Source organism: Jeotgalibacillus soli (assembly GCF_000829435.1).
GTDB classification, from domain to species: Bacteria; Bacillota; Bacilli; order Bacillales; family Jeotgalibacillaceae; genus Jeotgalibacillus; species Jeotgalibacillus soli.
In genome coordinates this window covers 96,984-119,240 of record NZ_JXRP01000009.1, presented here as the reverse complement: position 1 = coordinate 119,240, position 22,257 = coordinate 96,984, and the positions used below count along the sequence as shown (strand labels likewise).

The 22,257-nt window shown below is 41.3% G+C and carries 17 protein-coding genes; 3 read left to right on the top strand and 14 right to left on the bottom strand.

The window, feature by feature from the left end; translation table 11 throughout:
- Positions 1 to 5: 5 nt before the first annotated feature.
- From KP78_RS03690 to KP78_RS03640, 11 genes are all read right to left on the bottom strand, one after another.
- Positions 6 to 575 carry a TetR/AcrR family transcriptional regulator gene (locus KP78_RS03690; RefSeq protein WP_041086425.1) on the bottom strand — a complete coding sequence of 190 codons (570 nt, stop codon included), beginning with the start codon at positions 573 to 575 and terminating at the stop codon, positions 6 to 8.
- Positions 576 to 935: 360 nt separating this feature from the next.
- On the bottom strand, positions 936 to 2,204 hold the full coding sequence (gene codA, locus KP78_RS03685; protein ID WP_041086424.1) for a cytosine deaminase: 1,269 nt from the start codon (positions 2,202 to 2,204) through the stop codon (positions 936 to 938).
- Between the two features lie 3 nt (positions 2,205 to 2,207).
- Positions 2,208 to 3,470: a cytosine permease gene (gene codB / locus KP78_RS03680; RefSeq protein WP_041086422.1), complete on the bottom strand. Its 1,263-nt coding sequence runs from the start codon at positions 3,468 to 3,470 to the stop codon at positions 2,208 to 2,210.
- Between the two features lie 461 nt (positions 3,471 to 3,931).
- A complete protein-coding gene (locus KP78_RS03675) occupies positions 3,932 to 4,285 on the bottom strand; it encodes an ArsR/SmtB family transcription factor (RefSeq protein WP_052474518.1) in 354 nt (117 codons plus the stop codon).
- Between the two features lie 117 nt (positions 4,286 to 4,402).
- Positions 4,403 to 5,713: an MATE family efflux transporter gene (locus KP78_RS03670; RefSeq protein ID WP_041086420.1), complete on the bottom strand. Its 1,311-nt coding sequence runs from the start codon at positions 5,711 to 5,713 to the stop codon at positions 4,403 to 4,405.
- Positions 5,714 to 5,724: 11 nt separating this feature from the next.
- A complete protein-coding gene (locus KP78_RS03665) occupies positions 5,725 to 6,510 on the bottom strand; it encodes an ABC transporter ATP-binding protein (RefSeq protein ID WP_041086418.1) in 786 nt (261 codons plus the stop codon).
- A 32-nt stretch (positions 6,511 to 6,542) separates the two neighbouring features.
- A complete protein-coding gene (locus KP78_RS03660) occupies positions 6,543 to 7,343 on the bottom strand; it encodes an ABC transporter ATP-binding protein (RefSeq protein WP_041086416.1) in 801 nt (266 codons plus the stop codon).
- A gap of 5 nt (positions 7,344 to 7,348) precedes the next feature.
- The gene (gene nikC / locus KP78_RS03655; protein WP_041086414.1) at positions 7,349 to 8,164 is read right to left on the bottom strand and encodes a nickel transporter permease; all 816 of its coding nucleotides are present in this window, start codon (positions 8,162 to 8,164) and stop codon (positions 7,349 to 7,351) included.
- Entirely contained in the window at positions 8,161 to 9,102 is a 942-nt protein-coding gene (gene nikB, locus KP78_RS03650) for a nickel ABC transporter permease (RefSeq protein ID WP_041086412.1), read from the bottom strand. Before nikB ends, nikC begins: the two co-directional genes overlap by 4 nt.
- Complete coding sequence (gene nikA / locus KP78_RS03645; RefSeq protein WP_041086411.1) at positions 9,099 to 10,634, bottom strand: nickel ABC transporter substrate-binding protein; 1,536 nt, start codon at positions 10,632 to 10,634, stop codon at positions 9,099 to 9,101. Before nikA ends, nikB begins: the two co-directional genes overlap by 4 nt.
- Positions 10,635 to 11,230: 596 nt before the next feature.
- Positions 11,231 to 11,422, bottom strand: coding sequence for a hypothetical protein (locus tag KP78_RS03640; RefSeq protein ID WP_041086409.1), 192 nt, complete (start codon positions 11,420 to 11,422; stop codon positions 11,231 to 11,233).
- A 251-nt stretch (positions 11,423 to 11,673) separates the two neighbouring features.
- Here KP78_RS03640 and KP78_RS21045 point away from each other — a divergent pair, with 251 nt between their 5' ends.
- Positions 11,674 to 11,835 carry a hypothetical protein gene (locus tag KP78_RS21045; RefSeq protein ID WP_162835568.1) on the top strand — a complete coding sequence of 54 codons (162 nt, stop codon included), beginning with the start codon at positions 11,674 to 11,676 and terminating at the stop codon, positions 11,833 to 11,835.
- Positions 11,836 to 12,058: 223 nt separating this feature from the next.
- Here KP78_RS21045 and KP78_RS03630 read toward each other — a convergent pair whose 3' ends face one another.
- A complete protein-coding gene (locus tag KP78_RS03630; RefSeq protein WP_041086407.1) occupies positions 12,059 to 14,089 on the bottom strand; it encodes a catalase in 2,031 nt (676 codons plus the stop codon).
- Between the two features lie 168 nt (positions 14,090 to 14,257).
- Here KP78_RS03630 and KP78_RS03625 point away from each other — a divergent pair, with 168 nt between their 5' ends.
- The gene (locus tag KP78_RS03625) at positions 14,258 to 15,388 is read left to right on the top strand and encodes a M14 family metallopeptidase (protein WP_235420829.1); all 1,131 of its coding nucleotides are present in this window, start codon (positions 14,258 to 14,260) and stop codon (positions 15,386 to 15,388) included.
- Positions 15,389 to 15,661: 273 nt separating this feature from the next.
- Complete coding sequence (locus KP78_RS20250) at positions 15,662 to 15,811, top strand: hypothetical protein (protein ID WP_162835567.1); 150 nt, start codon at positions 15,662 to 15,664, stop codon at positions 15,809 to 15,811.
- Between the two features lie 82 nt (positions 15,812 to 15,893).
- Here the strand turns inward: KP78_RS20250 and KP78_RS03620 are convergent, their stop codons facing one another.
- On the bottom strand, positions 15,894 to 17,381 hold the full coding sequence (locus tag KP78_RS03620; RefSeq protein WP_041086403.1) for a glutamate synthase subunit beta: 1,488 nt from the start codon (positions 17,379 to 17,381) through the stop codon (positions 15,894 to 15,896).
- A gap of 21 nt (positions 17,382 to 17,402) precedes the next feature.
- A complete protein-coding gene (gene gltB, locus KP78_RS03615; RefSeq protein ID WP_041086401.1) occupies positions 17,403 to 21,986 on the bottom strand; it encodes a glutamate synthase large subunit in 4,584 nt (1,527 codons plus the stop codon).
- Positions 21,987 to 22,257 lie beyond the last annotated feature (271 nt).

The window sequence follows — 22,257 nt, the reverse complement described above, 5'->3', positions numbered from 1 at the left end:
TAGAATCAATAGACTCTAATCGCATTCCAACAGCTTTGTTCGACACCTTCTAAAAGAGATGGCGTTTCTTCTATTACACCCAATCGGATTATTTTAAATAAATGACTAAATGCTCCATAAACAATACTGATTAATGCATCAGAAGGCAATGGAGAAATGATACCTTGTTTTTTTCCATCTTCTAGCAGCTGACGAAAAAAATCCAGGAATTCCTCAAACATCTGATTGCTTTTATCATCCAAATTATATGTATTTGAATGAGAATCGATAAATTGCAAGGCGTGAACATGATTATTTGCAAACTCAATCATCCGATAAAAAACATGGCGAAATTGCTCGCGAATATCTGTTGTTGTATAAGGAAAATCCTGCTTCAATGTATTTGAAAACTGCTGCACAGTTGTTTGAAATAAAGAGTTAACTAGAAATTCTTTATTCTCAAAATAACGATAAATGGTGCCAGCCCCTACCTTTGCTTTTTCCGCAATCATAGGCACAGTCGTCCCATCAAAGCCGCGTTCTGCAAATAAAATCAAAGCCGCTTCCAAAATATCCTCTCGTTTGTTTTTCGTCATTTTCTCGCCTCCATTTGTCGCGGAATGAACATTCATTCCATTTTCATTCTATCTTCAGCATTTATAAAAATCAAGCGTAATCGTCATAACTTGGTGCGGATAGATCATATTCTAAATTTTATAAGCCGTGCTCAGAGATTTGCAGGCCGTCGAAATAATTTTAGAAGCCGTCAGCAGCAATTTACAGGCCGTGCCCGAACATTTGCAGGCCGTCAGCTAAATTCCCTACAAAATAAAAGTTTTGCCCCGTCATCAAACAGGACAAAACCTCTATAAGATTTCTTATTTATGCTTTGTTAAGCGTCTCTGCTGATTGCGCTCGCGTTCCGCTAAAAACAATGGACTTTACCATACCATAGCCTATTTATTAAACGTAACGTTCTCCACCTCGCCATTAAGAGAAATCACCGTTTCACGTGGCTTTGTTTCCGCAATAATTTGGCCATTTCGTACAGAATAGCGGACATTTGCCTGCTTGCGGATTGCTTCATACTCGTTTTCTGCATTTAATACGATAAAGTTTGCCGGTTTTCCTTCTTCAATTCCGTATTGATCTTCAATATTTAGGGTAATGGCGCTGTTTTTCGTTATAAAATCAATCGAATTTACAATTTGCTCATAACCCATCAATTGTGCAGCATGAATTCCCATATGCAGAACCTGCAGCATATTTCCTGTTCCAAGCGGATACCACGGATCAAAAATATCATCGTGGCCAAAGGAAACATTTAAGCCCGCATCCTGCAGCTCTTTCACTCGTGTAAGTCCTCTTCGCTTTGGATATGTATCAAATCTTCCTTGAAGATGAATGTTCACAAGCGGATTGGACACAAAATTAATGTTAGAAAGCTTTAACAAACGGAATAATTTTGATGCGTAGGCATCATTATAAGAGCCCATGGCCGTCGTATGACTTGCTGTTACACGTGATCCGAGCCTTCTCTTATAGGCTTCTGCTGCTACCACTTCAACAAAACGAGATTGTTCATCATCAATTTCATCGCAATGAATATCGACAAGCTTGTCATATTTTTCAGCCAGATTAAATGCTTTGTTCATTGATTCTACACCGTATTCACGAGTGAACTCATAATGTGGTATCCCGCCAACAACATCAGCACCCATTTTCAACGATTCTTCTAAAAGCTCTTCGCCGTTTGGATAAGATAGAATCCCTTCTTGAGGGAAAGCAACCAGCTGCAGATCGATAGAGGCAGAAAGCTCTTCCTTTACCTCAAGCAGCGCTTTTAATGCGGTTAATTGCGGGTCTGTTACATCTACATGCGTACGAACGTGCTGAATTCCTTGAGCGATTTGCCATTTTAAAGCTGTTTTTGCTCTTGTTTTCACGTCTTCCATTGTTAATGTTTCTTTTCGTTGAGTCCATCTATGGATTCCTTCAAACAGCGTCCCGCTTATGTTCCACTCCGGTTCACCAGCTGTTAATGTGGTATCTAAATGAATGTGCGGCTCAATAAATGGAGGCAGTACTAAGGAGCCGTGAACATCAATAATGATCAGGCTGCTTTCCTCTACTTTACCTTGCGAAATTTTTTCAAACTTGCCGTCTCTTACTGTTATATTCCAGCGTCCTTCTTTTCCTCTAAGCGTTGCATTTTTAATAATCAATGATTAAACCACCTTTTTCATTTCTGTTGTTGCGTTTGTTTCGGATACTAATACTGTTACTTTCGATACGACAACATAGACAACGGCAGAACCTGCAATGGCATTAATTGGCGGTATACCCGGGACAAAATTTGCAACCGCAACGCCTGCCACCCATGCAATTAATGCAATCCAGTTCACCGCTTTAAAATTCATTTCTTCGAACTTCTTGTATTTTCCTTTTCGCACAAGGAAATAATCCGCTAAAATAATAGCGCCAATTGAAGGCAGTGTGGATCCTAAAAGAGTTAGCCAGCCTACAAAGTTGTTATATAACCACATTGCTGCGATGGTTCCAAGGAGTCCATTAAAAATAACCAGCTTGCTTTTAGCAATTTTCGTAATGTTTGAGAATCCCAAGCTTGAAGCATAAAGCGCATTATCATTGGTTGTCCATATATTTAAGCCAAGTACTATAATTGCCGGTAGAATCAGCCCTTGAATGAACATGACCTCCGAGATATCAGCCTGCCCTAATGCGATCGAGCCAATTGCGCCAAAAAAGAACATTAAGGAGTTCCCGATAAAAAAGGCAATCACTGTGGTCACAACCGCAGATCGTTTTGTTTTCGCGAAGCGTGCAAAGTCAGGGGTCAAAGTTCCACCGCTGACAAATGATCCTACACAAATGGTTAAAGCAGCTGCAAGTCCCATCGTTTCTAGCGGCTGATACTGCAGCAGTCCTGCGATTCCACCTGCTGTTTCTGTTGCTTTAAAAACGGAAAATCCTCCCAATATCGTAATTGCCGGTACTGCAATAAAGCTTAAAATTGCCAGTGCTTTCATTCCGAAAAACGCAGTTGCTGTCATTAAGATTCCTGCAATACCAATTAATAAATATGTATCAAGCCCTGTAACTCGTTGAACTGGAACAGCAAACATGGCCACCCCGACGCCAAACCAGCCTACCTGTGTTGCACCTAATAGAAGTGATGATAGATACGATCCCTTTTCGCCAAACGCATAGCGTGCAAGCAAATGTGTCGATAATCCCGTTTTGGCTGCAATATACGCTAATGCGCCCGTATAAAGTCCAAGAATTAAATTACCTGCTAAAACAATTCCGATGAATTGTGTAAAGGTTAATCCAGCACCTAACGCTCCGCCAGACCACATACTTGCTGAGAAAAATGTGAACCCCAGCATAACAACAAGCATTTTCCAAAATCCATTACGATTTGCCTGCGGCACAGGCTGCAGCGAAAATTCCGCATCTACTTTTTTCATTCCAATTCCTCCACTTACAGTTTGTATGAAACTGGTACCGAAGAAAGCTTCGATGGCTGAAGACGAGTTGGAAACAAAAGAGGCTTCTTGTCATTTCTGACAAGAAGCCTCTTTACACTATGAAGAACGATGGCAATACGCATACACGTCACCCCATGCTCTTCATAATTTCCGCTGTCCTTGTCAGCCTCACGGGACTGAATTAAAGGTACCAGTATTTAGTTAAACCTATTATCTCAATTGATTAGAAAATTGTCAATATAATTCATTTTTCGACTGCCCTTTACCCGCCTCTTTCTGCCGGTTCGAATCCCTCTGAGAAACGCTCTTAAAATCCTCATTAAATAGATACTAAGCGTAAAATAAATACGCTATTTTATGTTTTTACAATAAACTCAAAAATTATCAAAATATCACTAAAACAATAAACAATACTTTGATAGAACATAGGTTATATTCTGTTATTGAGCAATTTTTCTTATTCGATCAGCCGGTGGGTAGTCACAAACCGACGGTTCTGAAAGCGATTTCTTTAGTGGGTTCAGCAATAGACTAATTAGAGGAAAATCCTTGGCATTGGGGTTCAATTTGTAGTAAATCAACTTACCCACCCTTTTTTCTTTTAATAGGAATGCTTTCTTTAACTTTTTTAAATGCTGGCTTGCGAGGGGTTGGCTAATTCCGAACAGCTTAACAAAATCAGATATTGTATAATAATCCTTCGAAAGCTTTTCTGCCATCTTCAAGCGTGTTTTGTCCCCCATCAAACGGTAAACCTCAGCTAGCTCCTCTGCACCGTAGTTTCGTTGACCCATTTTTATTCCCTCTCTCATGGTGATTTAAATAAGCTCTACCATAATGTTTACCTCATTATTCAAAGGATTAAACTCTATTCATGATAAAATTCACAATAAGAGAGGAATAAAAACGATTTATTTAACAGAAGGAAAGAGCTTTCTTGTCAACCGAGGAACAAACATAACTAAAAATATGGAGCGTCCAGCACTAAACAGGATAAATGCGAGCCACAAACCATGATTCCCAGCAAATGGGACAATGATGAATAAAGAAACAACAAACACTAATAAGGCAAGAATCATAGAATTTCTTACAGGTTCTGCTTCCGTTGCACCTGTAAAAACGCCGTAAAAGACAATGCCGAAGCTAGCTGCAAGCGGGAATAGCAGGATCCACCCCTCATAAACACCCACTGTTTCAATGACGCCGGGTATTTTTGTAAATAAGCCAATAATTTGCTCACTAAGGATGTAATACGTTCCTGCTATTATGATCGATGAAAGAGCTGCCCACTGAAAGGATAGTTTAAGAGTCTTTCTATATAAAACAAAATCCTTTGAACCTATTGCCCTCCCGGTTAATATACTTGAGGTATTAGCAAAGCCGTCAAAAAAGTAAGCCATTATGTAATGAATTTGTATTAGGATCGCATTGGCAGCAAGAGTCTCTGTTCCAAAAGACGCTCCTTTTGCAGTAAATAAATTAAATACCGTTAACAAGCAAAGTGTCCGAATGAATAGATCACGATTTACCTTCATCATTTTCTTAAAGGATGAGGGATCAATGATTTTTTTCAAAGCGGGCAGTCTTAGCTTAAACGGAGAAGCCCTCCATACAACAATTATACCAATTATAACAGCCGTTCCTTCAGCGATTAATGTGGCTGCTGCTACACCAGACACACCCCAAGAAAGCCCTTTTACAAACAAAATATCAAGTGCAATATTTATACAGTTCATTAATACTTGCAAAAAAAGAGAGAACTTGATCATCGACATCCCGATCAGCCAGCCAACGATGACATAATTCAATAAAGAAAAAGGAGCCCCCCAAACCCGGATACTGAAATAATCCGCGGCCAACGCTTGAACCTGAGGATCCGAGCTTAAAAGCGGCAAAGACCATTTTGCAATTGGCCATTGAAGGGCGACTAAACTTACCCCAATAAAAGCAGCAAGGAGGAATGGACGTGTGATCGCCAGCATTCCTCCTGTCTCATCCTTCGCTCCGTTCGCTTGTGCAGCAAATCCTGACGTACTGACGCGAAGAAATCCGAACATCCAATACATCGTGTTAAAAATCATGCTTCCTATCGCCACTGCCGCTATATTGGCGGGATCAGGGAGCTGACCGACGACTGCTGTATCAACTGCGCCTAATAACGGCGTTGTAATCGTTGAAAAGATGAGAGGTATTGCCAAAGCAAGGTACGCTTTATGATTCATTGATGTCACTCCTATGCTTCAAAAACATGCAGCAAATCCTTCGTATAAGGATGTCTTCTGTCTGAAAAGAGATCGTGTTTACTGCATTGATCTACAATTTGTCCTTGTTTCATCACAATAATTCTTTGACTCATAAAGTTCACGGCGGCTAAATCATGCGAAATAAATAAGTAAGAGATTCCTAAGTCTTCCTGCAAGTCCTTTAATAGATTTAAGATTTTTGCTTGGATCGATACATCCAGACTGGCTGTTGGTTCATCTAGTATGATAAGAGCCGGCTCAATGCTAATTGCTCTTGCTATTATGACTCTCTGCTTTTGACCTCCGCTCAGCTCATGAGGATAGTACGAAAGATATTTGGATGGAAGCCCCACCATTTCAAACAGACGTTCCGCCATTTTGGTTCGCTGATTCCGGATATCCATTAAGAAAGAAGGCTGGATTTTCCTTTGAAAATCCAACGGCTCCATCAAAGAATCGATAATTTTCAGCTTTGGATTTAAAGAGGCAGAAGGGTTTTGAAAAACCGCCTGGATTTCGCTTCTAACTGGATGCAGACTCTTTTTATTAGCATTATACAGCGACTTTTCCTTTAACAGGATTTCCCCCTCATCTATTTTTTCTAATGCTAGCAGGCATCTGGCTAATGTGCTTTTTCCGCTCCCGCTTTCTCCTACTATGCCTAAGCACTCACCTTTGTTAACGGTTAAAGACACCTGGTCCACTGCTTTATGTCCGCATACATATTCCTTTGAAAGATTTTTCACTGTCAGGATTTCCTGTCCAACGACTCTCAAAAAACTCTCTCCAATCTCAAGCTTATTTTCTGCTATAAATGGCTGGATAATCTTGCAGACGTCTTGCGCAGCGAAGGAATGGCTTCAAATAACGCTTTTGTATATTCATGCTTCGGTTGATGAAATACATTCGACTTCATGCCCGATTCAACAATCACTCCATTTCTCATAATCGCGACTTTATTCGCATATTTCCGCACATGCCGAAGATCATGCGTAATAAAAAATACTGCGCAGCCCGCCTTCTCCTTTAAATCGGCCATCAGCTGAAGAATATTGGCTGCTGTCATACTGTCTAAAGCAGTGGTTGGTTCATCGGCGATTAACAATTTTGGTTCTAGGATCATCGCCATTGCAATCGCCGCTCGCTGTAGCTGCCCGCCGCTCAATTGAAAGGAATAGCTGTTATATACTCTTTCTTCAGGCAGTTCCACCAACTTTAAAGAATGTAAAGCTCTTTCTTTTCTTTCTTTTTTTGAATGATTGGTATGCGTCCTAAGCATTTCATCCAGCTGCGCCCCAATCTTCATAAAAGGAGTAAATGCTCCTTGATAATCTTGGAATATATACGAAATAACAGTCCCACGATACTTTCGCAATTCTCTTTCCTTTAAATTCACAAGGTTTTTCCCATCCAAAAGAATGCTTCCAGACGCTGCCTTTAGCTCACGAGGTAAAAGTCCACCAATTGCTGCAGCTGTCACACTTTTTCCGCTTCCGCTTTCTCCAACAAGCGCAAACCAGTCACCTTCATCAACGGACATCTCAATATTTTGGACAATCATTGTTTTCCTGTGTTGAATAGTAAGATCCGAAATGGCTAATACGGTCACTTGGATCATCCTTTCTGATTTTTTACATCAAAATGATCTCTTAAATAATCTCCCAGCAAATTAAAAATGAGCACAACCATCATTATAGAAAGGCCGGGTATAAGCATTAATTGCGGGGCATTATAAAAGAACCCTTTCGCTTCGTTCAGCATCGCTCCCCATTCTGGAGCAGGAGGCTGTGCTCCCAGCCCAATATAGGATAAAGAAGCGATCATTAAAATTATTTTTCCTATGTCCAATGTAGCTAGAACCATCACATTTCCGGTAACATGCGGAATCATATGCCTTCTTAAAATATTGAGAGAGCTCATTCCATTGATTTTCGCCATGGAAATATAATCTTTTTGCTTTTCTGTCAGCACAACACTTCTAGCGAGCCTCGCATATCCAACCCACTTGACCATGACAATAGCAAGGACAAGATTAAACATCCCCGGACCTAAAAAACCGCTCAAAATAATGGCAACGATGTAATCTGGAAACGTCATAAACGCATCAACAATTCTCATAAAAATCCGATCTATTTTCCCTCCAAGATAACCTGATAAAAGACCGAATGGAACCCCAACCAGCAAGGAAATGAATAAAATAAGAAAACTCGCCCCAACCGTTGTTTGCGCTCCAGTTAAAATCCTGGAAAATACGTCTCTGCCAAGATGGTCTGTTCCTAATAAATGCTCCATGCTAATGGGCTTGAGGCGTTCTTCCATCTTCACCTGCGTTGGATCAAATGGAGCGATATAAGGGGCTAAGATTAATATAAAAGCTAAGATTGCAAGCGTAACAATTACGGCAATTCTTGCACGGGATCGATGAATCATTGCCGATCTGCCCCCTTTAACCGTATTTCAGGGTTTAAGTAGCGATAGGAAAGATCGACCAATAAGTTGATAATTACGACAAAAAGCCCCATAAAAAGAACGTATCCTTGGATAATAGGATAATCTCTTCTAATGATTGCCTCTACGACCAGTTTACCGACACCAGGATATGAAAATAGGACCTCAATGATGACCGTCCCCCCCAGCAAACTGCCAAGACTGACCCCAAAAATAGTAATGACCGGGGTCAGACAGTGACGAAATGTGTGATAAATAAAAATTCTTTTTGGACTAAGGCCCCTTGCTCTGGCGGAGCGGATAAAATCCTGTCCCAGGCTTTCTAGCAGGCTTGATCGAAGCAACCTTACATACACCGCTGCCATCGCAATTCCTAATGTCAGCGATGGCATAATCAAATGAAAAAAACCATCGCTGCCCATCGACGGAAGAACCCCCAGTTCGACAGAAAAAAACTGAATAAAAAGCAGCCCAAGCCAAAAGCTAGGAACTGATGCACCAATTAAAGCAAAGATCCGGCTCGCATGATCAATCCATTGATTTTTATACAAAGCAGCAAGCGTCCCAAGCGGAACTGCAATCAACATCATCACCACCATTGAGGAGAAGGTTAAGGTGAGCGTCGCCGGAATTTTGCTTGCAAGCTCCTCTATTACCGGCTGCTTTGTCATAAATGAATCTCCTAGATCGAATTGAAAGAAGCGAATAAGCCAGTTCCAATATTGAATATATACCGGGTCATTAAAGCCTAATTCTTCTCGCAAGCTCTCAATCTGTTCATTTGAAATCGCGACATCATCAATATTCAGCATATACCTTACCGGGTCACCAGGGGCTGCCTTCATAAAGACAAAACTGATGATAGACAATAAAAACAGGAACAAACAAAGCTCCAGCAGTCGTTTCCCTATCTGTTTCACTTTTTCTCCACATCTAGATCTTTCGTTAATGTGTAGTATTCACTTTTACTTGTTTTCCAGTTTAAGACATAATCCTTATAGGCTACAAAATTGTTAGGGTGAACAATAAACGAGTGAAGGGTCTCCCGATCAATAATGGTGATCGCTTCTTTTGACAATTCATTCCTTTTTTCTTCTTCTGATGTTTGGTTTAATTCTTTAATTATATTGATCACTTCTTCATTTTGAATCTGGCCTGGATTAATCGCTCCTCCCGGCATATACGCTGAGTTGAGGAAATAGCTTGCATCGCCTCGTGGAGAGGTAATTAAGCTATATGTAGCCAAATCCCAATCTTTCTTTTCTGCCAAATACTCGTCAATATTTTCTACCTGTTGAATTTCCATTGTAATCCCCAGCTCTTTCGCATTTGATTGCAGCAACTGCGCCATTAACGGCAATTCTGGACGGTAGGAATACGTAGTCAGTTTAAGAGAGAGAGGCTCACCGTCTTTTACTGCTTTGCCATTTTCCATCTCATAGCCAGCCTCTTCTAAATGCTTTCTTGCTTTTTCTAGATTAAATTCCTTTTCTTCATATTCCGGTGCAAAAGGGGAATCTACTAAGAAAGGACCTTCCGCTGCAGTCGCCTGCCCTGCCATAATACTGTCAACCACTACTTGACGATCTATAAGCATATCGAATGCTTTTCTTACATTCGCATCATCAAAAGGTTCTTTTCCAGAGTTGTACATAATTAAATGCGATCGTAAACTCGGGACAACATCTGTCTCAATCGAAGCATCCTCTTTTAAACTTTCCAGACTTTCAATTGCAGGACGATATACAATATCTGCATCTCCTGATTGAAGCGCCTGTGTGCGTGCATTTGCATCTTCATTAAAGGTTAAGGTTGCCCGGTCAAGCTTAACCTCCCCGTCCCAGTAACCGCTATACTTTTCGAGCTCCAGCTTACTATTTGCTTCAAAGGATACGACTTTAAATGGTCCTGTCCCAATCGGCTGTTTTTCAACATCTGTTTCACTGGAATCGATAATAGCAGTATTCGGGTGAACGAGCTCAGAAGGAAAATGAGGCAAAGTATCTTCTGTATAAATCGTCAGTGTTTGTCCCTCTGAATTCATGGATTCGATTTTCAAAGCTGCTTTCATTGCTTCGCTTACTTCGATATTTCTCTCCAAAGAAGCCTTTACCGCGTCAGCATCCACTTTATTGCCGTTTTGGAAGGTAACCCCCTCTTTTATTTCAAAAACCCAGGTCTTACCTTCATCACTTGTTTCCCAGCTTTCAGCAAGCCATGGCACAAGCTGTTGATCTTCACTGATTTTCACTAATGTCTCCGTTATCCCTGCTCTTACAGGTGTGTAATTTAAATGAGGATCCAGCGTTTCACTTGGAAAATTGGAAAGAAACGTAAGCTCTTTCGTTTCACTACCTTCTTCCGAAGATCCTGAATTCTCTGCTGAACAAGCTGCCAGGAAAATAACTAATAAACTAAATAATAAGACGATCTTGCTCTTCTTTAGAAACATATTGCTCCTCCTTAAATTGAAATCATTACGATTTAAATGATAAAAAAATAGATATACTTATTTTCTAGCTGTCACTTTTCTTTAAACAGAGTTATGTATCTACGTAATTCCTCCTCTTAAATAATCGTAACCATTACGATTTGTAAAATGAAGTTTAGCACTTTGTGGAAAAGTAGTCAATAAGAAAAATAGTAAGTCTATAAATTGAAGGTTGTAAAATGTCTAAATTAGTCGAGAATCACCGTTTCTTTAACTAGATCGTGGTTCCTCGACTGACTTGCTTGTGGAGGATATTGATATTCAAGGTGATGCCTCCTAACAAAATTGCTGAGGTGAATCCCAACGGAATAATTATTTTTTATTCATATAAACCGACTCCTTCAATTGGAAGCTCGCGAGCTATTAGGTACTAAATCTTTTATATCCATTTTAGCAGAAGCTTTTCTAAGAATTATAATTGGAAGATCGTTATTAAGATTAATTTAAAGCAACGATTATTTTACCCATTTTTATTTTGTATAACGATACTTATGTTCTATAAAATTCTCGTATTATCAATTGGAATATGTACTAGCCGCTATCGTTTTATACTATGATTATGCTTTCTTTTGCTCCAATACCACTCCTTTTATCAGCAACAAAACACTAGATAATCCATGCGGCAGATTCCACGTCCCCTCTAAATCAGATACGATCTGATCCACAATCTCTTGATCTGGTTTGCTTCCTGATCTTTCATAAATAAATCCATTTTTATAAGGACCATTTCTGAGTAAACATCCTTCCATTCAATTTAAATTTCTAATTCTTTTTTACTGATATTTGAATTAATTAAATACTCTTCATATAATTCATCAAAATTGCTATCAATCACTGATAAATAAAAGCAGGCGGTCGGTATAACCCTGTAGCACCAAAATAGTTTTAGCACGAATCGCTGCAGACGCTGTGAGTTAGGTTGGCTTGCTTTGGCTTTGCTGTCCTCCTAAGAAAGAAGTGTTCGAAAACCTATAAAGTCTCGGATTGCAACCGTGAGACTGTGGCACGCTTGCTTGCTGATGAAGGGTTCGAACCAGTCAGACAAATTGCTATTGATGAGAACTGGTCTGCCTTACGTTTCAGAAAAGTAGAGAAGATTAAAACCTTACTAAGAGGTTTTGCTGTAACAGAGGAAGGGATGAAGCGAATTAAAGAGAAATAAATTGTTTCATGTGGAACATTGTCGGTAAATAAGCTTTAAACAAACCAAAATGATGTTTGAGCTTTTTTTGGCTTGAGATCGGGTTTGTTTTTATGCGAGGGTTCGTTTGTAAACATACATTTAGAATTTGCGGGCCTTTGTGAATAGTTTATGGGCGTAAACTCCATCCAGCCTACAAAACAATGCTGTCCACCAAATTGATGGACAGCATTCTTAAAGAATTTTATACTACCTTACGATCCCAATAGCGATGCTCAGCAATAGCAGCAATAAAACTTTCCGCAAACTCGTTCATATCATCTCCGTGCACAACACCCGGGCTGTCTTTAATTTCGTTTGCTTCCAGCCATTTCTTCCCTTCGTGGGTTGCACCAATCGGCTTATAATGAGAGAAGGCTTCGTTAATAAAATAAGCTGTGTCCTTGATGAATTTTTTATTTCCGTCGCTTCCTCCCACTACATAGATCGCATCGAATAAAACAGAATCAGCCGTTAGGAATGTATGATCAATTTCTAGCTCTGTTCCGTCAGAGCCTTTTTTCTTCCCAAGCTTATCACTGATCATCTCTGCCTGGACACCTTCCTCTTTCAATGCATTTAATACGCTCGTTACTTCAGGAGCATTAAAATTGCTGCCAATAATAACTCCCACTTTTCTTGTCGAAGGCTTTTTCTTCGTGTTTTCCTGACTTAACGCTGGAGAAGATTTCGACACATCTGATTCCCCGTTCTCAGGAGGATTGGCTCCAATTGCTTCCGCAAAACCTTTAGCAAGATCAAGGTTTACGTTGGCAAACATATTAACGACCTGCTGCTGAACGGATTTGCTCTTTACTTTTCCAAGTTCAAAGCTGAATGCTTGAATGATATGCTCTTTTTCAGGTTCGCTCATACTGTTCCAAAACATGGTTGCCTGAGAAAAATGATCTTTAAAGCTTTCACTTCGCGTACGCACCTTACGCCCTTCCACCTTTTCCTGATAGTGTACATAGCCGCCTTCTTCTTCGCTTGCAGGAGCCGGCGTGTTGGCAGCAAGCGAATTTTTGTGATAGCTTACTTGACCTTTGTTAATCGTATGGCGTCCATAACCATCACGCTGATTATTATGAAACGGGCAAACAGGGCGGTTAATTGGCAGCTCATGGAAATTCGGGCCCCCAAGACGAATTAGCTGCGTATCTGTATAAGAGAATAGGCGGCCCTGGAGCAGCGGATCATTGGTAAAATCAATTCCCGGTACAACATGACCAGGATGAAATGCAACCTGCTCTGTTTCAGCAAATACATTATCAACATTGCGGTTCAATGTCATTTTTCCAATAATTTTTACTGGCACATCCTCTTCCGGCCAAAGCTTCGTTGGATCAAGGACATCAAAATCAAAGCTGAATTCATCCTCCTCTTTTATTAGCTGCACGCCAAGTTCATATTCTGGGAAGTCACCATTATCTATCGCTTCTGACAAATCCCTTCGGTGGAAGTCCGGGTCTTTACCGGAAATCTTTTGAGCCTCATCCCATACAAGTGAATGTGTGCCAAGCACCGGCTTCCAGTGGAATTTTACAAAATGAGCTTTTCCTTCCCCATTCACAAAGCGGAATGTGTGAACGCCAAAGCCCTCCATCATGCGGAAACTTCTCGGAATCGCGCGGTCTGACATGGCCCACATTACCATGTGAGCCGATTCCTGATTATTTGCTATGAAATCCCAAAACGTATCGTGAGCAGTCGCGGCCTGCGGAATTTCATTATGAGGCTCCGGTTTTATTGCATGTACTAAATCGGGAAACTTTATGGCATCCTGTATAAAAAAGACTGGGATATTGTTTCCGACTAAATCATAATTGCCTTCCTCAGTATAAAATTTCGTCGCAAACCCGCGTGCATCCCTTACTGTCTCAGCTGACCCTCTTGAGCCTGCAACAGTAGAAAAACGGACAAAGACAGGTGTTTTCTTTGAAGGGTCCTGAAGAAATCCGGCTTTCGTGTATTCTTTCATCGGCTCATATAGCTCAAAGACACCATGAGCAGCAAATCCGCGTGCATGAACGATTCTTTCAGGGATTCGTTCGTGATCAAAGTGAGTCATTTTTTCGCGGAAATGAAAATCCTCCATTAAGGTTGGTCCTCGTTCTCCCGCTTTCAGGGAAAATTCATCCTCCGACACCTTTAACCCCTGATTGGTCGTCATCTTTTTACCAGAATCGTCCACTCTATACTGTTCCAGCTGTTCATTTTTGCTGTTTTCATTCATTTCGGCTTTCCTCCCTTTCCTTAAAAAAATATGTACAACGATCACTATCTTCGTACCCCATCTTTTAAATTACAAACTGAATTTACCGAATTTTTATATATTTTTAATAGATTTGGCAATGTTTTATTTGGTTTGAAAGTGGAAAGCAAAGAAAAAAGAGTGGAAAGGATGGTTACAATGGAGGTTTATAAAAAGTATTTTGCAACCAACTATGAAGAATCGCGTGCAGCATTCCGCAGTCATCTAGAAAAAATAAAAGAATTGTGGCCGGATGCACAGTTAACCACAGAAAAAATCGGACAAGAAAAAGACAATACAATTGATATGATTTACTCTGAAGCAAGGACAACTAATGATCAGGTGCTCTTTTTTACATCCGGTGAGCATGGTATTGAGGGCTATACAGGGGCTGCAGTCATTCATTTGTTTACCGATGAATATTTATCAAAATTAAACCCTGAGACGACAGGTATTTGCTTGATTCATGCACTTAATCCGTGGGGGATGCGCCATTTCCGGCGTGTTACTGAGAATAATGTTGATCTAAACCGGAACTATTTTTTAGACCGCTCTTCTGTACCTGTGGACGTAAATAAGCATTATGAAAATGAAGCAGCATTATTTTTGCCGGCAGGAAAAATTACCAGCTTAAAAGCAGAAAAGAAGAAGCTTCATGCACAGCTCGTCAAGGCGCTTGCTGCAGAGGGCTACAGCGGGATCACCGAAGCAAAAGGAATGGGACAATTTCAATTTGAAAAGGGCGTTTACTATGGAGGCGCCTTTGAAGAAGATTCTGCAATATTTTTAAAAAAGGTTCAGAAAAAGCTTCTTCAAACATTCCAGCGAATTATTCATATGGACTGGCATACAGCGCTTGGCCCAAGTAACGAAATCACGATGGTAATGTCAGAAATCGACTCGCGTGAAGCTGAAGAAATGAAAGATAAATATGGGCTGAAAAATATACAGAAATTCAGCCCGCATGATGTAAAGGGAGATTCGACCAACTATTTTCACGAAATAAAAAACCAAGACTTTCCTGAAAGGTATTTGTTTTCTGCCTTATTTGAATTTGGCACATTCGGAACAGATAAAAAAGCAGAGCTTAGAGAGTTTATGACTATTATTTTGGAAAACCATCTCTATTGGGATGGAGCTGAAAATGAAGATGATATCGAAAACATTTTAAATGAATTTCGAGCTATGTTTTATCCTGTTGATAAAAAGTGGCTCCAGGATGTGGTAAAGCAAGCTCGGCTCGGTATTGAAGGCGTACTTCGGGGAGAAGAATTACTTTAAACAGAGGCCTGTTTCGGCTTCTGTTTTATGGAGTTGAGAGAGATTAGAAGATTTTATCAGCTCAGAATCGCTTATTTATCCAATGCAGGCGCGATGGACAAGCTTTATTACTAATAGCTCCCGATGTTTGTTTAGACAGCTATTCCTTATGGCAAGTCGTACCATCGGCATAAATCTAGGAAAAAATACGTATTTTCCAAGCTTACATGTTTAAAAACCTCCTAATCTGGTCATTATAAGTACAAAGAGAATGAACGAAGGAGGCATTATAATATGTCAAAGGAAAATAAAATGATGCTGAATGATTTTGTTAACGAGGATCAGTTTGAATTGAATACATACCTTACTTATTTACTCAAACAAACTGACTACATTCCAAATCATGCCGATGAAAAAAACAGTAAAGTAACCATTCCACTATAAAAACAAAACGCCATTCGATTTTTTCGAATGGCGTTTTGTTTTGGGTAAAATCGTCATTACTAGGATCATATTCATTCTTAACCTACGGCAGCACAGTAGCTCCCATCAAATATCGATCACACTCTCTTGCGACTTCTCTTCCTTCGTTAATCGCCCATACGATGAGGCTTTGCCCACGGCGCATATCGCCTGCTGAGAAGATCCCGTCTACGTTTGTAGCATATTTTCCGTACTCCGCTTTTACGGTCGAGTTCGTATTTGTTTCGATAGCAAGCTGCTGAAGAAGCCCTTGCTCAGGTCCGCTGAATCCAATAGCCAGCAGCACAAGGTTTGCATGCCAGACTTTCTCGGTACCCGGGATTTCCTCGCGAATGCGGTTCCCTTCTTCATCAATACGCAGCTTTACATTGATGGTATGCACTTCTTTTACGTGGCCATTTTCGTCTCCAACAAATTTCTTTGTCATAACAGCAAAGGCGCGAGGATCATCGCCAAATTTGCTTGCGGCTTCCTTCTGACCGTATTCAATACGGTGAATGATTGGATATTGCGGCCATGGGTTGCCTAGAGCATCGCGAATGGATCCTTTTTTATCATAAATATCGAATTGCGTTAAGCTCTTGCAATTATGTCTGATTGATGTTGCGAGACAGTCAGTGCCTGTGTCTCCGCCGCCAATGACAATAACATCTTTTCCTTCAGCTGATAAATAGTTGCCATCTTCCAAATTGGAATCCAGCAGGCTTTTCGTATTCGCGTGCAGGAAGTCCATTGCATAGTGGATTCCCTTCAGCTCTCTTCCTTCTACAGCAACATCCCGGTGAACGGTTGCGCCGCCGCAAAGAATGACCGCATCAAATTCCTCTTTCAGCTTATCAACAGGATAATTCTTTCCAACCTCTGTATTCGTTACAAATGTTATCCCTTCTTGTTCAAGCAGATTCACACGTCGTTTTACAACAGAATAAGGCAGCTTCATTTCAGGAATACCATACGTTAGAAGGCCTCCTATACGGTCATGGCGTTCAAAAACAGTGACCCAATGGCCCGCCTTGTTAAGCTGGGCAGCCGCAGCTAGCCCTGCTGGTCCAGAGCCGATGACAGCAACTTTTTTGCCTGTGCGCTTTTCAGGCGGTTCAGGCACGACCCAGCCTTCTGCAAAGCCCTTTTCTATAATGGAGCGTTCCACCGTACGGATCGCAACAGGAGGCTCATTTATTCCAAGAACACATGCACCTTCACATGGAGCAGGGCAGGCAAAGCCCGTAAACTCAGGAAAGTTATTCATTTGGTGCTCACGTTTTAATGCTTCCTTCCACTGTCCCTGGTAGACAAGATCATTCCACTCCGGAATTAGATGATAGACAGGACACCCAGTAGTCACACCGTTGATTTCTGTGCCGGTGTGACATGTTGGAACGCCGCAATCCATACATCGTGCACCCTGTTGTTTAATTTCTTCCGCAGACATTGGGAGTGTATAATCTGCCCAGTCATTCGTTCTCTCGTCAGGATTGCGCTCATGCTGCGATTGGCGCTCGTATTCCATAAATCCAGTCGGTTTCCCCATGGTATCCCCTCCCTTATCCCTTTACAATTTTTGAAGTTCTTTTTCTTTCTTGCTTTCTTCAAATGCCATCATCTCAGCATCAAATTTATCTAACCCGCTGTCCTTTAACGCCTTAATTCTGTCTTGAATTTTCAAATACGATTTCGGAATAACACGTACAAATTGGGTCACATATGTGTCCCAATACGCTAATATTCTCTTTCCATTTGAGCTATTTGTATATTCAACATGTTTTTCGATCATTTTGTAGAGGTCATCGATTTCTGTTTGATCTGCTAAAGGCTGAACATGAACAAGCTCTTGATTGCATTTCACTTTAAACGTATCATCCTCATCGAACACATACGCGATGCCGCCTGACATTCCTGCCGCAAAATTACGGCCTGTTGAGCCTAAAATAACTACTTTACCGCCAGTCATATACTCACAGCCATGATCGCCTACACCTTCAACCACAACGCTCGCGCCACTGTTTCGAACACAGAAACGCTCTCCCGCAATACCATAGATATACGCTTCTCCGGCAGATGCTCCATAAAAGGCTACGTTTCCAATAATAATGTTCTTTTCCGGCGGGAAGGTGACAACTGGGTCAGGATGGACGATTATTTTCCCTCCTGATAGCCCTTTTCCGACAAAATCATTGGAATCGCCGACAAGCCTTAGTGTTATACCTGGTGGAATAAAGGCGCCAAAGCTTTGACCTGCAGAGCCTTTTAACGTTAAACGGATGGTGTCTTCCGGCAACCCTTTTTCACCATAGCGTCTTGTAATTTCACTCCCAAGCATCGTACCAGTCACGCGGTTGATATTACGAATCGCTGTCGTAAATTCAACAGGCTCCTGATGCTCGATGGCTCTTCTTAAGTTCGGAATTAGCTCTTGGTAATCCAGTGTTTTCTCTAAGCCGTGATCTTGTTCAACCATTGCATAGCGGCCTACCTTAGGCGGTAAATCCGGCTGATAAAGGAGTGCAGATAGATCAATTCCATTTACTTTCCAATGATCAATTGTTTTATTTACTTCTAATACGTCTGTTCTTCCGATCATTTCAGTGATGGTTCTAAAGCCCAATTCTGCCATTAGCTCTCTCGTTTCTGTTGCAATAAAGCGCATAAAGTTCGCCACATGCTCCGCATCTCCCGTGAATTTCTTTCTTAATTCAGGGTTTTGTGTTGCAACGCCAACCGGACATGTATCCAAATGACAGACGCGCATCATGACGCAGCCCAACACGACAAGAGGGGCAGTAGAGAAGCCATATTCCTCAGCACCAAGCAGTGTAGCCATAATAACGTCTCTTCCCGTCATCATTTTCCCGTCCGTCTCAACAACGATACGATCACGCAGACCGTTCAATAAAAGGGTTTGATGCGTTTCTGCCAAGCCGATTTCCCATGGCAGTCCAGTATGCTTAAGGCTCGTTCTAGGGGCGGCTCCGGTTCCGCCATCATATCCACTTATCAAAACGAGATCCGCACGTCCTTTTGCCACACCTGCTGCAATTGTTCCAACACCCACCGCAGAAACAAGTTTCACGCTGATGCGCGCACTTGGGTTAGCATTCTTTAAGTTATGAATAAGCTCCGCAAGATCTTCAATGGAGTAAATATCATGATGAGGCGGCGGAGATATTAATTCCACACCCGGTGTGGATCCTCGTACCTCTGCAATCCATGGATAAACTTTTTTTCCAGGAAGATGTCCGCCTTCTCCAGGCTTCGCTCCTTGTGCAATTTTTATCTGAATTTCATCTGCATTGACTAGGTAATGACTGGTCACGCCAAAACGGCCTGACGCCACCTGTTTAATGGCGCTTCTTCTCGAATCTCCATTTGCATCAGGTGTAAATCGATTAGGATCTTCCCCGCCTTCACCCGTATTGCTTCTCCCACCTATACGGTTCATCGCAATCGCAAGTGCTTCATGGGCTTCCTGACTAATGGAGCCGTAAGACATTGCGCCTGTTTTAAATCGTCTGCAAATGGATTCGATGGATTCTACCTCTTCAATCGGAACAGAAGATCTTTTCTTAAAGCTAAGAAGACCGCGCAGGGACTGCAGATTATTCGTTTCATCCGTTAATAGCCTTGAATATTTTTTGAAGACATCATAATTATTTGTACGGCACGCATGCTGGAGCGTATGGATCGTGCTTGGATTGTATTGATGGTCTTCACCGTTTTGACGATATTGGAATTCATCTCCTGAATCCAGCACAGGTGCTCCTCCTCTGTCATGCTGGTAAGCAGCGCTATGTCTCATTAAAACTTCTTTTTCAATGATATCGATGCCAATGCCGCCTAATTTTGAAGATGTGCGGGTGAAGTACTTGTCAATCACATCCATATGGATACCGACCGCTTCAAAAATCTGTGCTCCTCGGTAGCTTTGAATAGTTGAAATCCCCATTTTCGACAATACTTTTATAACACCATCTGTTACAGCATGAATATATTGATCCACGGCTTCCTCAAATGAGACAATACTGATTTCTCCATTATTCATAAGCCCGCGAATCGAATCATATGCAAGGTATGGGTTAATTCCTTCGGCACCATAACCAAGAAGCGCTGCAAAATGATGAACCTCTCTTGGTTCGCCTGTTTCAATCAAAATACTGACCGTCGTACGGGTTCCTTGGCGGATTAAATGATGATGCAAGCCTGAGACCGCCAATAGGGCCGGGATTGCCGCATGATCTTCATTAACACCTCGATCTGACAAGATCAGCAGTGTCTTCCCTTCGTTTACTTCTCGGTCTGCTTTTTCAAATAAAACTTCAAGTGCCTGCTCCATCTTCCCTTCTTCAGCATCAAACAAGGTTGATAGTCTAGCCGCACTAAATCCCTCGAGATTTTGCTGGCGAAGTTTTTCCAGCTGACCATTTGTTAAAATCGGGGTTTTCAATCGAATATGCTTGGAGCTTTCCGGTCCAGGATTTACAAGATTGCCCTCTGAGCCAATTGTTGTTTCTACCATCGTAATAATTTGCTCACGAATGGCATCAATTGGCGGATTCGTCACTTGAGCGAACAGCTGCTTGAAGTAGTTATAAAGAAGCTGCGGCTTTTTCGATAAAACAGCAAGCGGAGAATCATAGCCCATTGAACCGACTGGATCTTTTCCATCCGTTACCAAAGGCTTAAGAATTTTGTTCAGCTCTTCTCTTGTATAGCCAAACGCCAGCTGCTGCTCAATAAGCTGTTCTCCATCAAGTGCCGGAGAGCCTTCCTCTGCCTCCGGTACATCCTCCAAGTCCACCATGTTCGTAAGCCATTCTTTGTATGGCTGCTCGGCTGCAATTTGCAGTTTGATTTCCTCATCCGGAATGATTGTACCTTTCTCTAAATCTACGAGAAGCATTTTTCCAGGATTTAAGCGCTCTTTATATTCAATATCATCTGCAAAAATATCTAATGCACCCACTTCAGATCCAAGCACAATCATCCCGCTTTTAGTCACGTAGTAGCGTGCTGGGCGCAGACCATTTCGGTCTAAACATGCTGCGATTTGCTTTCCATCTGTGAATACAAGTGCTGCCGGACCATCCCACGGTTCCATTAACGTACTATGAAACTCATAAAAATCTCTTTTTTCTGCTTTAATCGTGTCATCGTTCGCCCATGGCTCTGGCACCATCATCATCGCGGAGTGAGCAAGCGAACGACCGGAAAGATGCAGGAATTCAAAACAGTTATCGAACATTGAGGAGTCACTGCCGTCATCGTCGATTACTGGCAGGATCTTCTGGAAGTCTTCATCCGTAAAAAGCTCAGACTTTGCAAGCTGCTCACGAGCCCGCATCCAGTTCACATTACCGCGAATTGTATTAAACTCACCGTTATGAATGGAATAGCGGTTTGGATGCGATCGTTTCCAGCTCGGGAAAGTGTTTGTACTGAAACGTGAATGAACAAGTGCTAATGCGCTTTTAAACTCAGGGTGATTCAAATCGATATAAAAGGAGTCGAGCTGTTCGGGGATAAGCATGCCTTTGTACACAATTGTGTTTGTTGACAAACTGCTGATGTATACATCCTCATATCCAGGCATACTCGCCATTTCTTTCTCGACACGTTTGCGGATTACATACAATTTCCGTTCAAAAGCTAATTGATCTGTAATCTCTTCGCCTGCAGCAATGAATACTTGACGAATAAACGGTTTTGTTTTGGTCGCCACTTTTCCAACGAAGGAATCATTTACCGGGACGGGTCTCCAACCCAAAAATTGTTGACCTTCTTCTTTAATAATTGCTTCGAAAATCTCTTTACTCTTCATGCGTGTATCGTGATCCTTTGGGAGAAACACCATTCCGATCCCATATTCTCCTTCTCTAGGCAGTGTAATGTTTTCTTTCTCACACTGCTTCTGAAAAAAGCGATGAGGAATCTGCGTCAGAATACCGGCACCATCACCCGTACTCGTATCGGCAGACTGCCCTCCACGATGCTCTAAATTACAAAGGATATTAATCGCATTTTGAACTATGCTGTGCGTTTTTTCACCGTTAATGTTTGCAATCATCCCAATTCCGCATGCCTCATGCTCTTGTGATGGATCATATAAACCTTGCGGAACAGGATATCCGTTTTTTTTCATGACAACGTCCCCTTTCTCTTCATCTTGAAAGATCACCAATTGTACGCATGAAGGGGGTAAACGCCTTCTCAATGAATAGGTTCTTTCAATGTCGAATTAGTATATCACGAAATCAGTATTTACATAAGATTCTGATAACTGATTTAATGTAAAATCTTTCAGAGACTTGATATGAAAGCATTATTAATTAAGTAAACTGGCAATTATATCACCTAGTAATGTTAGTTATAGCAATGATTATATGAATAATCATTTTTATGTGAAAATTATT